The organism is Streptomyces sp. CG 926 (assembly GCF_003148825.1).
GTDB lineage: Bacteria > Actinomycetota > Actinomycetes > Streptomycetales > Streptomycetaceae > Streptomyces.
The window spans coordinates 172,714-185,789 of sequence record NZ_QGGZ01000009.1; the positions used below are offsets into that span (position 1 = coordinate 172,714).

A 13,076-nucleotide genomic window follows, 5' to 3' on the forward strand; every position below is an offset into this window, starting at 1 on the left:
TTCAGACTCCGGCGGTCGCGTCGGCGGCGGACAGGTCGGCGGGCGAGGCCAGATGGCCCAGCACCGCGGTGGCGGCGGCCACCTGCGGGGAGACCAGGTGGGTGCGCCCACCCTTGCCCTGCCGGCCCTCGAAGTTGCGGTTGGAGGTGGACGCGGAGCGTTCACCGGGCGCCAGTTGGTCGGGGTTCATACCCAGACACATCGAACAGCCCGCGTGCCGCCACTCGGCGCCGGCCTCCTTGAAGACCTTGTCCAGGCCTTCTTCCACGGCCTGCAGGGCGACCCGGACCGAGCCCGGGACGACCAGCATCCGTACGCCGTCGGCGACTTTGCGGCCCTCGACGATGCCGGCGACGGCGCGCAGGTCCTCGATGCGGCCGTTGGTGCAGGAACCTACGAAGACGGTGTCGACCTTGATGTCCCGCAGCGGCTGCCCGGCGGTCAACCCCATGTACTCCAGGGCCTTTTCGGCGGCCAGGCGCTCCGAAGCGTCCTCGTACGAAGCCGGGTCGGGGACGGCTGCCGACAGCGGCGCGCCCTGGCCCGGGTTGGTGCCCCAGGTGACGAATGGGGACAGCGCGGCGCCGTCGACGACGACCTCCGCGTCGAAGACCGCGTCGTCGTCGGTGCGCAGGGTCTTCCAGTAGGCGACCGCCGCGTCCCAGTCCTCGCCGGTGGGGGCGTGGTCGCGGCCCTGCAGGTAGTCGAAGGTGGTCTGATCAGGGGCGATCATGCCCGCGCGGGCACCGGCCTCGATCGACATGTTGCAGATGGTCATGCGGGCTTCCATCGACAGCTTCTCGATGGCCTCGCCCCGGTACTCCAGGATGTAGCCCTGGCCGCCGCCGGTGCCGATCTTGGCGATGATCGCCAGGATCAGGTCCTTCGCGGTGACGCCCTCGGCCAGTGCGCCGGTGACGGTGATCGCCATCGTCTTCGGGCGGGCCAGCGGCAGCGTCTGGGTGGCCAGCACGTGCTCGACCTGGCTCGTGCCGATGCCGAAGGCCAGCGCGCCGAAGGCGCCGTGCGTGGAGGTGTGCGAGTCGCCGCAGACCACGGTGGTGCCGGGCTGGGTCAGACCCAGCTGCGGTCCCACGACGTGGACGACACCCTGCTCGACGTCGCCCAGCGAGTGCAGGCGTACGCCGAACTCGGCGCAGTTCGCCCGCAGGGTCTCCAGCTGGGCGCGGGAGACCGGGTCGGCGATCGGCTTGTCGATGTCGAGGGTGGGGGTGTTGTGGTCCTCGGTCGCGATGGTGAGGTCGAGGCGTCGGACCTTGCGGCCGGCCTGGCGCAGCCCTTCGAAGGCCTGCGGGCTGGTCACCTCGTGCAGCAGGTGCAGATCGATGAAGAGGAGGTCGGGCTCGCCTTCGGCGCGCCGGACGACATGGTCGTCCCAGACCTTCTCCGCGAGTGTCCTACCCATCGCTTTCCCTCCGGCCGGCCGGTTGTGCCGGCGCTTCATAGAGATCTTGTGCGCCGTGCCGCCCGTACCCCACGTCCCGGACGACGGCTCGGACCCAGTGGTTCGTGGACCCGCACATACAGACTCGCTCGTTCTTGGAAAAATTGAACTTGCGTTTCACAGTGTGAGACGCGAATATCGTTTCATGGACAACTCTAGCGGCGTCGGCGTTCTCGACAAGGCAGCTCTGGTATTGAGCGCACTGGAGTCCGGTCCGGCCACCCTCGCCGGGCTGGTCGCGGCGACAGGGCTCGCACGACCCACGGCACATCGCCTTGCCGTGGCACTGGAACACCACCGGATGGTGGCGAGGGACATGCAGGGCCGGTTCATCCTCGGACCGCGGCTGGCGGAGCTCGCCGCCGCGGCCGGCGAGGACCGCCTGTTGGCCACGGCGGGACCGGTACTCACCCACCTCCGTGACGTGACGGGAGAGAGCGCGCAGCTCTACCGCCGTCAGGGAGACATGCGCATCTGCGTGGCGGCCGCGGAGCGGCTCTCGGGCCTTCGGGACACCGTCCCGGTGGGCTCGACGCTCCCGATGAAGGCCGGTTCGGCCGCGCAGATCCTGATGGCGTGGGAGGAGCCCGAGCGGCTCCACCGCGGCCTTCAGGGCGCGCGCTTCACGGCGACGGCGCTCTCGGGCGTACGGCGTCGCGGCTGGGCGCAGTCGATCGGCGAACGGGAGCCCGGTGTGGCCTCCGTCTCGGCGCCGGTGCGCGGGCCCTCGAACCGTGTGGTGGCTTCCGTATCGGTCTCCGGACCGATCGAGCGGCTGACCCGCCACCCGGGTCGGATGCACGCCCAGGCCGTCATCGACGCGGCCGCACGACTCACGGAGGCCCTGCGCCGCTCCGGCTGACCCCTCAGTCCCACTTACCCACCCCCGGGTCCGGGGGCGCGTACGACGCCGCACACGTCCTAACACGCGCCTCCGGGCCCGCACTTACGTGCGCCCCGACACAACGCGAAAGAGGCCCTCCGCGATGAACGCGGAGGGCCTCTTCGATGCGTACCCCCGACCGGATTCGAACCGGCGCTACCGCCTTGAGAGGGCGGCGTGCTAGGCCGCTACACAACGGGGGCTAGCTGGTGTTGCTGTTACTGCGCTGGGCTACCAGGACTCGAACCTAGAATAAGGGAACCAGAAACCCTCGTGTTGCCAATTACACTATAGCCCAAAGTGGTCTAGACCAGACCCACAGTACCCCCGACCGGATTCGAACCGGCGCTACCGCCTTGAGAGGGCGGCGTGCTAGGCCGCTACACAACGGGGGCCCTAGCGATCCTGCTTCGAGACGTCCGGGTGCGACCCAAGAGATCTCGCGGGAAGGATCTGTACCCCCGACCGGATTCGAACCGGCGCTACCGCCTTGAGAGGGCGGCGTGCTAGGCCGCTACACAACGGGGGCAAAGCACTGCGTTACTACTGCACTGCGCTGGGGTACCAGGACTCGAACCTAGAATAAGGGAACCAGAAACCCTCGTGTTGCCAATTACACTATACCCCACCAAAAGTCAACCCCCTACCGGGGCTTTTCTTCGGGTGGCGCCTCCGTCCGGCCTTTCGGCCCGCTCCGGCGGCGCAGAAAGAACATTACCGGATGCCTGACCGTGCTCCAAAACGGGTATCCCGTGCCAGCAGCAGCGGGAGCTGGTCAAGGCCTTCGATGCGGTGCGTGCCGTCGGGCGCGGGGCCTCGGCCGCCCGCGCGGTCGATCCAGACGGCCGTCAATCCGGCGTCACGGGCTCCCCGTGCGTCGATCTCCGGCTGGTCCCCCACGTACGCCACCTCGCCGGGCGGCAGCCCGAGCGCCTCGCACGCAGCCAGGAAGGCCTCCGCATCGGGCTTGCTGACGCCGAGTTCGACGGCGCAGACCAGCACCTCGAAGCGGTCGCGCAGACCGAGGTGGCGCAGCTTGGGATCCTGGTTGGCGGTGGAGGAGTTGGAGAGCACCCCGTGCCGGTAGTCGGCCGCGAGGGCGTCGAGGGCGGGCACCACGTCGGGGAAGACGGTCCAGGCCGCCTTGTAGTGCTCCACGTACTGGTCGAACCAGGCGTCGGCCTCGTCCGCGGTCATCGCGGGCCGCTCCAGGAACTCCCGCACCCGCTCCTGCCGCTGCCCCTGGAAGGTGCCTTCGCCCGCCGCGAAGCGGGCCCAGTGCCGGTCGGTGATCTCCCGCCACAGCGCGAGCGCCTGCACGGGGGTCCCGTACCGCTCCGCGAGCCGGACGGCCTCCAGTTGCGCGGCGAGTCCGGCGGCGTCGGCTCCCGTGTAGTCGAAGAGGGTGTCGTCGATGTCCCACAGCACGGCGCGGATCGGCATGGGGCCGAGCCTACGCCGCGGGCACCAGCGCCGTGGGTACGACCAGGAAGTCCGTCACGAAACAGGTGACCCGGCCCTCGGTGTCACGCCCGATCCAGGTCGGGTAGCAGCCGTCGCCCCACCCGGAGGTGAAGCCGGCCAGGGTGTGACCGCCTTCCCCCTCCGCCAGGAAGACGTCCGGGCCGTCGCCGACCGCGTCCATGGCGGCCCACACCGCCCCCTCCTCGTCCTCGGTGCCGGGGAAGGAGCCGTCGGCGGCGGCGTCGTAGAAGCAGCCGGTGCCGGCGTCCACGCCGTAGCCGTAGAACTCGTCCTCGCCGAGGACGGAAGGGTCCTGGTCCTCGTCGACGGCCATCTCCCAGCTCACGGTCGGGGTGTCACGGATCACCAGGCGCGCGGCGGCGACCCGGGTGTGCGGGCGGGGTCCCTGCGGGACGCCGGGGCGCACCAGCGTGGCGATCGCCGCTTCCGCCCGGTACCGGCCCGGTTCCACCACGACACCGAACGGCTCGACCTCCTCCTGCCCGAGGTAGACGAAGGGGTCGCAGGCGACGACCCGGCCCGTGGGCAACGTCACGTCGCCGATGACGACCGGGGCGAGGGTCCCCGTCATGCCGTCCTCGTAGGTGAAAGCGGCGCCCGGGGTGAAGTGCCAGGCGTAGTCGGGCGGGGTCATCGGCACGGGGGCCTCCGGAGTGCGGGAGCGAACGGTGATCGTTCCCGGGAGCATAGGACCCGCCTCCGACAACGCCGCAGGGGGCGGCGGCCGGCCATGCCGGTCACCGCCCCCTGCGGGACGTACGTCGAGAGCTACGCGGCGAGCTTGGCCAGCGCCGCGTCGATGCGGGCCAGCGAGCGCTCCTTGCCCAGGATCTCCAGGGACTCGAAGAGCGGCAGACCGACCGTGCGGCCGGTGACGGCCACGCGGACCGGCGCCTGGGCCTTGCCGAGCTTGAGGCCATGGGCCTCACCGGCGGTCAGGACGGCCTGCTTGAGGGACTCGGGGTCCGTCCAGTCCGCCGCCTCCAGGCCGGCGCGCGCCGTGGTGAGCAGCGCGGCCGGCTCGCCCTTCATCGCCTTGTCCCACGAGGCCTGGTCCGCGACCGGCTCCTTCAGGAACAGGAAGTCGACGTTGGCCGTGATGTCCGACAGGACGGTCACCCGGGTCTGGGCGTACGGGGCGATCCGCTCCCAGGCCTCGGCGTCGAAGTCCTCGGGGGCCCAGTTGGCGTGCGGGGCCTGCAGCCACGGGGCGCAGGCGTCCGCGAAGGCCTTCGGGTCCAGCAGGCGGATGTGGTCGCCGTTGATCGACTCGGCCTTCTTCAGGTCGAAGCGGGCCGGGTTGGCGTTCACGCCGTCGATGTCGAACTTCGACACCATCTCCTCGATCGAGAAGACGTCCTGGTCCTTGGAGAAGGACCAGCCGAGGAGCGAGAGGTAGTTCAGCAGGCCCTCGGGGAGGAAGCCGCGCTCGCGGTAGAGGTTGAGCGAGGCCTCGGGGTCGCGCTTGGAGAGCTTCTTGTTGCCCTCGCCCATCACGTACGGCAGGTGGCCGAAGGCGGGGGTGCTCTTGGCGACGCCCAGCTCGATCAGCGCCTTGTAGAGGGCGATCTGGCGGGGGGTGGAGGAGAGCAGGTCCTCGCCGCGCAGGACGTGCGTGATCTCCATCAGCGCGTCGTCGACCGGGTTGACCAGCGTGTAGAGCGGGGCGCCGTTGGCCCGGACGATGCCGAAGTCCGGCACGTTCTCCGGGGTGAAGGTCAGCTCGCCACGGACGAGGTCGGTGAAGGTGATCGGCTCGTCGGGCATCCGGAAGCGGACGATCGCCGGGCGGTGCTCGCCCTGGTACGCCTCGATCTGCACGGGGGTCAGCTCGCGGCAGTGACCGTCGTAGCCGGAGGGCTTGCCGGCGGCGCGGGCGGCCGCGCGGCGGGCGTCGAGCTCTTCGGTGGAGCAGTAGCAGTGGTACGCGTGGCCGCCGTCGAGCAGCTTCTTCGCGACGTCCGCGTAGATGTCCATGCGCTCGGACTGGCGGTACGGGGCGTGCGGGCCGCCCACCTCGGGGCCCTCGTCCCAGGTGAAGCCGAGCCAGCGCAGCGAGGCGAGCAGCTGGTCGTAGGACTCCTCGGAGTCACGGGCCGCGTCGGTGTCCTCGATACGGAAGACGAACGTACCGCCGTGGTGGCGGGCGAACGCCCAGTTGAAGAGTGCGGTCCGGACCAGGCCCACGTGGGGGTTGCCGGTCGGGGAGGGACAGAAACGTACGCGGACAGGTCCGTTAACCACGCTTGATCACCTTGTTGGTGAGAGTGCCGATGCCTTCGATGGTGACGGCGACCTCGTCGCCGACGTTGAGGGGGCCGACTCCGGCCGGGGTCCCCGTGAGGATGACGTCGCCGGGGAGCAGCGTCATGGCCTCGGAGATGTGGACGATCAGGTCCTCGACAGAGCGGACCATGTCGCTGGTGCGGCCGAGCTGGCGCTGTTCGCCGTTGACCGTGCACTGGATGGTCAGGTCGCTCGGGTCCAGGTCGGTCTCGATCCAGGGGCCGAGGGGGCAGGAGCTGTCGAAGCCCTTGGCCCGGGCCCACTGCTTCTCCCGCTTCTGGACGTCGCGCGCGGTGACGTCGTTGGCGCAGGTGTAGCCGAGGATGACGTCCTTGACGCGCTCCTTCGGGACCTCCCGGCACATACGGCCGATGACCACGGCGAGCTCCGCCTCGTGGTGGAGGTCCTGGGAGAAGGAGGGATATGTGATCGGGTCGCCCGGGCCGACCACCGAGGTGGAGGGCTTGAAGAAGGTGATCGGGACGTCGGGGACCTCGTTGCCCAGCTCCGCCGCGTGCTCCGCGTAGTTGCGGCCGATGGCCACGACCTTGTTCGGGAGCACGGGCGGCAGCAGCCGGACCTTGCTCAGCGGGACCTTCGTGCCCGAGAGCTCGAAGTCCGCGAAGGGGATGCCCTTGATGATGTCGAGCACGAGCGTGGAGTCGTCGCCGGGGGCGCCGTCGCCCTCGACCGCGCCGAACGCGACGTTGCCGTCGATCGAGAACCTGGCGATGCGCACCTGTTGCGTCTGCCCCTCTGTATTTCCGCCTGCTGGAGTCTGCGGACCCCAGGCTAACGCGGCGGGCAGCGGCGCTTCACGTTCCTTTACGGGGTGGCTACTCCGCGGCGGCGGCGACCGGCACGTTCATCAGGACGGTGCGGCGCGGGTTCGCGGTCTGCGTCGGCAGCTCGACGGAGTGCTCCGGGGTGGCCGGTGCCGCCTGCAGGTCCTCGGCGTCCTTGAGGTGCGCGAGGGTCGTACGGCGGGGGTTGGCTATGTTGCGGAACATCGTCGTCGTCTTCATCGGAGTTCGGGGTCCTCGGTTCGATCTGTGAGTGTCGGCTGTCGCATGCACCAACCCTGGCGCCAACCCTTTAAGGGGCAAGGCTAAACATCTGAATCCCCCGGCGAACCGGGAAGTAATGGCCATGGCTATGTGAGTTTGCTCACCCTTGACCCGACAATAGGGTCATAGTGGACAGTCAACTTCACCCCCCGAAACGGACATTGCGCCACTGAATGCGCCATTCCGCTCCTGATCATCTCGACTGGGACACCTTGACAGCCGCGTTGTTTGGATGGCGTAAGTCCGGTTTCTACCGAATGCGGTCGCACATCCTGTAGCCCGTCTGTCACAAGCCGTGACCGACTCTCCGGCCCGACACTCGCACCTTGTTGGAGATCCTCCACTGTGCTGGAATTCGCGGGACCGCCGCGGGTATCAGCCGGCGCGCAGGTGGCGCGACACCGCGCCGAGCGCGGTGGCAAAGAGAGGAAGACGCGCCGGTCACCGACGACCACCATGGGGCGGCAAGTGCCCCACGACTCGACACCGTCCCACCGGTCGCCCGGCGGGACGCCTGGTCCAGAGGTTGCGACGCTAGTGCAGGGACGATTCAAGAGGGATGGCAGCGCTGCGGCGGAGCAGGAGCCGCGCGGCGGGACCGACCGTGGCTCCTCGCCCCAGCACGCCCAGAACCGCGGGCCGGCTGTCGAGGGCGCAGGCCCCGACACCTCCGCCGCGGTGAAGGCGAAGGGCCGTGGGAAGTCCGTGAAGGCCAGGGTCAAGGCGAAAGCCGCGCCCGCCGCGCCTGCGGGACCGGCTGAGCAGGACGCGGCGATACCGAAGGCCCCCAGCGGGCCCGGTTCTCGTCTCGCCATGCAGAACTGGCGCATCAGCACGCGACTGGTGTCGCTGCTGACCCTGCCGGTCGTCGCCGCCACCACGCTCGGTGGTTTCCGTATCAACGACTCGCTCAACGACATCGCGCAGCTGGAGCACATGCAGCTGCTGACGACGATGACGCGACAGGCCACCAACCTGGCCGCCATGCTCCAGGAGGAGCGCGACCTCTCCGCCGGTCCGCTCTCCCTCTCCAAGGGCAGGACCACCAGCAGTGTCGACGTCGTCCGTCAGCAGACGGACACCGCCGCCAAGGCCTTCGCCGCCGCGACCGACAAGGTCGACAGCACGGGCGAGAAGGACGACACGCTCCGGTCGATCCGTAACAACGTCCTGCAGATCGGTCGCCAGCTCACCAACATCGAGACGATCCGCACCCGCGCCTACGTCAACGGCGCCCAGCAGACCGTCAGTGAGTACAACGCGGTCATCGTCTCGCTGCTCTCGCTCTCCCAGGACATGGCGCAGGCCACCTCCAACCCGGAGATGATCAAGCGTACCCGTGCCCTGGCCGCGTTCTCCGCCGCCAAGGAGTACGCCTCCATCCAGCGCGCGATCATCGCCGCCTCGCTCCCCGACACCAATGAGCGTCAGGGTGAGCTGAAGGAGAACGACCGGCTCTACGCCCTCTCCGCGCAGAAGGGCGAGCAGCAGTCGAAGACGACCTTCGGACTCGTCTACCAGGGCCGGACCGAGGAGCTCCTCGCCGGTCTGGGTGACAGCAACTCCGAGATCTCCACCGCCGACGGCTACTCCCGCCGTGTCCTGGCCAGCCAGGACGCCTTCCTCCGGGAGAAGAACCGCTCGTGGCTCGACTGGTACGACGCCGACGGCACCAAGCTCCAGGCCATGAAGGTCATCGAGCTGACGCTGCTCGAGGAGATGGAACAGAAGGCCCGTGAGCTGAAGAACGAGGCCCAGCAGGACGCCATCATCAACGGTGCCCTGATCCTCCTCGTCCTCGGTGTCTCCCTCGTCGGCGCCTTCGTCATGGCCCGCTCGATGATCCGCTCGCTGCGTCGCCTGCAGGACACCGCGACGCGCGTGGCCCAGGACCGACTGCCCGAGCTCGTCAAGCAGCTGTCGGAGTCCGACCCGCAGGACGTGGACACGACGGTGGAGTCCGTCGGTCTGCACACCCGGGACGAGATCGGCCAGGTGGCCGCGGCATTCGACGACGTGCACCGCGAGGCCGTCCGACTCGCCGCCGAGCAGGCCCTCCTGCGAGGCAACGTCAACGCGATGTTCACCAACCTCTCGCGCCGCTCGCAGGGCCTCATCCAGCGTCAGCTCTCGCTCATCTCCGAACTGGAGTCGCGCGAGGCCGACCCGGACCAGCTGTCCTCGCTCTTCAAGCTCGACCACCTCGCGACCCGCATGCGCCGTAACGGCGAAAACCTCCTCGTCCTCGCGGGTGAGGAGCCGGGCCGCCGGTGGACCCGCCCCGTCCCGCTGGTCGACGTGCTCCGTGCCGCCGCCTCCGAGGTGGAGCAGTACGAGCGTGTCGAGCTCTCCTCGGTGCCCGGCACCGATGTCGCCGGCCGCGTGGTCAACGACCTCGTGCACGTCCTCGCCGAGCTGCTGGAGAACGCCACCTCGTTCTCCTCCCCGCAGACCAAGGTCAAGGTCACCGGTCACGCGCTGCCCGACGGCCGGGTGCTCGTCGAGATCCACGACACGGGTATCGGCCTCTCCCCCGAGGACCTCGCCGCGATCAACGAGCGACTCGCGTCGCCGCCGACCGTGGACGTCTCCGTCTCCCGCCGCATGGGTCTGTTCGTGGTCGGCCGCCTGTCCCTGCGACACGGCATCCGTATCCAGCTGCGCCCCTCCGACTCGGGTGGTACGACCGCCCTCGTCATGCTGCCGGTGGACGTCGCCCAGGGCGGCAAGAAGCCGGCTCCGATGGCGGGTCAGGGCGGTCAGGGTGGCCCCGGTGGCGCTCCGGGTGCTCCCGGTGGGCAGGGTGCCGTGGGCGGTGCGCCCGCGCGTCCGTCCGTGGGCTCGGGCCCGCAGCGCGGTCAGGTCGCCGGTGGCAACCAGCGCGCCGCGCTGCCCGGTCGCGACGGCGCCGCCGGTCAGCGTCCGCAGGGGCCGCAGGGCGGTCGCCCGCAGCAGGGTGGTCCCGGTGCTCCCGGTGGCCGTCCTCAGCAGGGTCCGACCACCGCGGGTCAGGGTCAGGGTGCCTTCGGTTCCGGTGCTCCGCTGCCGACCCGTGGTCCGGTCCCCAGTCCCGGATTCGGTGGTGGCCCGCAGGCCCGTCCGGCTTCCGGTCCGACCGGGTACCCGCAGGGCAACGGCTTCGAGCGTCCCCAGCAGCCGCAGCAGCCGCAGCCCCAGCAGGCACAGCAGCAGCCCCAGCAGCCGGCCGCTCCCGCGACGCCGGCTCCGAACGGCCCGCGGCCGCAGCTCCCGCCGCGCGGTGGCGCTCCCCGTGCGGAGCTCCCCGGTCCGCAGACCACCAGTTGGGGCAGCGACCAGGCCCGCGGTCACGACGAGCTCTCGGGCCCCGGCTCGACGGCCGAGTTCGCCCGCCCGGACTTCAACGCCCCGATGCCCCAGGCGGACGGCGGCAACAGCACGACCGGACAGTTCGAGCGTCCGGACGTGCGGGGCCCCATGAACCCGTCCACCACCGGACAGTTCGAGCGCCCGGGCTACCAGCCCCAGCGTCCCGGCGGTCCCGGTGTCGGCGGCCCGACCCCGCAGCAGCCCCAGGCTCAGGCTCCGCAGGCCGGCAACGGGTACGCACCCGCGCCGTCCGCGCGCCCCGAGACCCCGCGGCTGCCGCAGGCTCACCGGCCGGAGGCCCTGCCGCCGGCCCCGAGCTCCGGCGACGCCCGCAGCCCGATCTTCGACACCCTGGAGTCGAACTGGTTCCGCGAGGAGGGGCAGCAGCCCCCCGCGCAGGGACCGGCCACGACCATCCCCCAGCAGGGTCAGCAGTCGGCTCCGGCGGCCCCGGCGCAGCAGCAGCCGCTGCCGCAGCGCGGCCAGGAGCCGGCGGCGGACTCCGCGGTCACGGCGACGGGCACCACGCCGACCGTCAGCTGGCGGTCCTCGCCGAACGACGAACTGATGCGGCAGGCCGAACGCGTGCGTCAGCCCGCCGCAGGCGGCATCACGACCTCGGGCCTGCCCCGCCGGGTCCCGCGGGCGAACCTCGTGGCCGGCACCGCGCAGCAGCAGGCCGAGGCGCAGGCGGGTCCGCAGGTCTCTCGGGCGCCGGACGACGTCCGCGGCCGTCTGACCAACCTCCGACGCGGTATCCAGCAGGGCCGTCAGGCCGGCAACAACGGACCGGCGACCGGCAGTTACCACATCGACCCCACTTACCAGCAGGAGCGTTAGTTGAGTTCGATGAGCCAGGCGGCACAGAACCTGAACTGGTTGATCACCAACTTCGTGGACAACACCCCCGGGGTGTCCCACACGGTGGTGGTCTCCGCCGACGGACTCCTTCTGGCGATGTCCGAAGGATTCCCCCGCGACCGCGCCGATCAGCTGGCGGCCGTGGCCTCCGGACTGACCTCGCTGACCGCCGGTGCCTCCCGCATCTTCGAGGGTGGCGCCGTCAACCAGACCGTGGTCGAGATGGACCGAGGGTTCCTCTTCCTCATGTCCGTCTCGGACGGATCCTCGCTGGCCGTACTGGCGCACCCCGAGTGCGACATCGGCCTCGTCGGCTACGAGATGGCCCTTCTGGTGGATCGCGCGGGCAGTGTCCTCACCCCGGACCTGCGTGCCGAACTTCAGGGAAGTCTGCTCGGCTGACTTCCCACTCTCCCGGCCGGACGGTACTACCGGCCGGGAGATCGGGGCCCCGCCCCGGAATCCAGTACCCCCGCCAGGCCGTCATCCCGTTCCCCCCACCGGCCGCCCCGTAAGACGGCACGCTGACCACTGCTGTCCAGCCCGGAGGATCAATGACCCCGCCCCCCGCCTACTCCGATTCGTACGGAGACTCGTACTCGGAAGGCGATCAGCCGCTGGTGCGTCCGTACGCCATGACCGGCGGCCGGACCCGGCCCCGCTACCAGCTCGCCATAGAGGCGCTGGTCAGCACCACCGCCGATCCGATGCACCTGTCCGGCCTGCTCCCCGAGCACCAGCGCATCTGCACGCTGTGCCGCGAGGTCAAGTCGGTCGCCGAGGTCTCCGCACTGCTGTCGATGCCGCTCGGTGTCGCCCGGATCCTCGTCGCCGACCTGGCGGAGGCCGGAATGGTGGCCATCCACCAGCCGGGCAATGGAGAGGCCGGCGGCACGCCGGATGTAACGCTGCTCGAAAGGGTGCTCAGTGGCCTTCGGAACATCTAGCGGAGCGGCTCCCCGCTCCACCACCTCCGCGAAGATCGTGGTGGCGGGCGGCTTCGGCGTGGGCAAGACCACGTTCGTCGGAGCCGTGTCGGAGATCAACCCGCTGCGCACCGAAGCCGTGATGACCAGCGCCTCGGCCGGGATCGACGACCTCACCCACACCGGTGACAAGACGACCACCACCGTCGCCATGGACTTCGGCCGCATCACGCTCGACCAGGACCTGATCCTGTACCTCTTCGGTACCCCGGGCCAGGACCGCTTCTGGTTCATGTGGGACGACCTGGTCCGCGGCGCCATCGGCGCCATCGTCCTCGTCGACACGCGCCGCCTCGCCGACTGCTTCCCCGCCGTCGACTACTTCGAGAACAGCGGCCTGCCGTTCGTCGTGGCCCTCAACGGCTTCGAGGGGCACCAGCCGTACACGCCGGAGGAGGTCCGCGAGGCCCTGCAGATCGGCCCCGGCGCTCCGATCATCACCACCGACGCCCGCCACCGCGCGGACGCCAAGAGCGCGCTCATCACGCTCGTCGAGCACGCGCTCATGGCTCGGCTCAAATAACACGGTTCCAGTTGGCGCGCGGGAGGGGCGGGCTGTGTCCTACGACACGGCCCGCCCCTCTCGTTCATAACGTTTCGACAGAGAATTAAGGCCACTTGGCAACGGGGTGCGGTCGCCTGGTATCGCTGTGCGCACAACTGCCCCTATTTTTGCCGCAGGACGCTCTTTATGT

Annotated in this window: 11 protein-coding genes and 5 tRNA genes; 5 read left to right on the top strand and 11 right to left on the bottom strand. The window is 70.0% G+C overall.

Annotated features, from left to right (window positions below; translation table 11 throughout):
- Nucleotide 1 precedes the first annotated feature (1 nt).
- Nucleotides 2-1,426 (bottom strand): 3-isopropylmalate dehydratase large subunit, encoded by a 1,425-nt coding sequence (gene leuC / locus BCL76_RS24190; RefSeq protein WP_109781522.1) that lies wholly within the window; start codon nucleotides 1,424-1,426, stop codon nucleotides 2-4.
- A gap of 184 nt (nucleotides 1,427-1,610) precedes the next feature.
- Between leuC and ndgR the strand changes: the two genes are divergently transcribed.
- Nucleotides 1,611-2,327: an IclR family transcriptional regulator NdgR gene (ndgR, locus tag BCL76_RS24195; protein ID WP_007266782.1), complete on the top strand. Its 717-nt coding sequence runs from the start codon at nucleotides 1,611-1,613 to the stop codon at nucleotides 2,325-2,327.
- 151 nt (nucleotides 2,328-2,478) lie between these two features.
- Here ndgR and BCL76_RS24200 read toward each other — a convergent pair.
- From BCL76_RS24200 to BCL76_RS24245, 10 genes are all read right to left on the bottom strand, one after another.
- Nucleotides 2,479-2,551: transfer RNA gene (locus BCL76_RS24200), tRNA-Glu, on the bottom strand.
- A gap of 23 nt (nucleotides 2,552-2,574) precedes the next feature.
- Nucleotides 2,575-2,646, bottom strand: a tRNA-Gln gene (locus tag BCL76_RS24205).
- A gap of 24 nt (nucleotides 2,647-2,670) precedes the next feature.
- Nucleotides 2,671-2,743: transfer RNA gene (locus BCL76_RS24210), tRNA-Glu, on the bottom strand.
- A 61-nt stretch (nucleotides 2,744-2,804) separates the two neighbouring features.
- A tRNA-Glu gene (locus BCL76_RS24215) sits at nucleotides 2,805-2,877 on the bottom strand.
- 27 nt (nucleotides 2,878-2,904) lie between these two features.
- A tRNA-Gln gene (locus BCL76_RS24220) sits at nucleotides 2,905-2,976 on the bottom strand.
- Nucleotides 2,977-3,062: 86 nt separating this feature from the next.
- Complete coding sequence (locus BCL76_RS24225; RefSeq protein WP_109781523.1) at nucleotides 3,063-3,791, bottom strand: HAD family hydrolase; 729 nt, start codon at nucleotides 3,789-3,791, stop codon at nucleotides 3,063-3,065.
- Between the two features lie 10 nt (nucleotides 3,792-3,801).
- A complete protein-coding gene (locus tag BCL76_RS24230; protein WP_109781657.1) occupies nucleotides 3,802-4,473 on the bottom strand; it encodes a DUF4241 domain-containing protein in 672 nt (223 codons plus the stop codon).
- Nucleotides 4,474-4,601: 128 nt separating this feature from the next.
- Nucleotides 4,602-6,077 carry a glutamate--tRNA ligase gene (gltX, locus tag BCL76_RS24235; RefSeq protein ID WP_109781524.1) on the bottom strand — a complete coding sequence of 492 codons (1,476 nt, stop codon included), beginning with the start codon at nucleotides 6,075-6,077 and terminating at the stop codon, nucleotides 4,602-4,604.
- Nucleotides 6,070-6,858, bottom strand: coding sequence for a fumarylacetoacetate hydrolase family protein (locus tag BCL76_RS24240; protein ID WP_109781525.1), 789 nt, complete (start codon nucleotides 6,856-6,858; stop codon nucleotides 6,070-6,072). The genes gltX and BCL76_RS24240 overlap by 8 nt, the downstream gene beginning before the upstream one ends.
- Nucleotides 6,859-6,955: 97 nt before the next feature.
- Nucleotides 6,956-7,144, bottom strand: coding sequence for a hypothetical protein (locus BCL76_RS24245; RefSeq protein WP_030773475.1), 189 nt, complete (start codon nucleotides 7,142-7,144; stop codon nucleotides 6,956-6,958).
- A 579-nt stretch (nucleotides 7,145-7,723) separates the two neighbouring features.
- Here BCL76_RS24245 and BCL76_RS24250 point away from each other — a divergent pair.
- The 4 genes from BCL76_RS24250 (at nucleotide 7,724) to BCL76_RS24265 (ending at nucleotide 12,904) form a co-directional block, all read left to right on the top strand.
- Nucleotides 7,724-11,374, top strand: coding sequence for a nitrate- and nitrite sensing domain-containing protein (locus BCL76_RS24250; protein ID WP_109781526.1), 3,651 nt, complete (start codon nucleotides 7,724-7,726; stop codon nucleotides 11,372-11,374).
- A 9-nt stretch (nucleotides 11,375-11,383) separates the two neighbouring features.
- Nucleotides 11,384-11,797 (top strand): roadblock/LC7 domain-containing protein, encoded by a 414-nt coding sequence (locus BCL76_RS24255; protein ID WP_030708442.1) that lies wholly within the window; start codon nucleotides 11,384-11,386, stop codon nucleotides 11,795-11,797.
- Between the two features lie 152 nt (nucleotides 11,798-11,949).
- Nucleotides 11,950-12,342, top strand: coding sequence for a DUF742 domain-containing protein (locus BCL76_RS24260; RefSeq protein WP_030014827.1), 393 nt, complete (start codon nucleotides 11,950-11,952; stop codon nucleotides 12,340-12,342).
- Complete coding sequence (locus BCL76_RS24265; RefSeq protein ID WP_046776286.1) at nucleotides 12,323-12,904, top strand: GTP-binding protein; 582 nt, start codon at nucleotides 12,323-12,325, stop codon at nucleotides 12,902-12,904. Before BCL76_RS24260 ends, BCL76_RS24265 begins: the two co-directional genes overlap by 20 nt.
- Nucleotides 12,905-13,076: the final 172 nt, after the last annotated feature.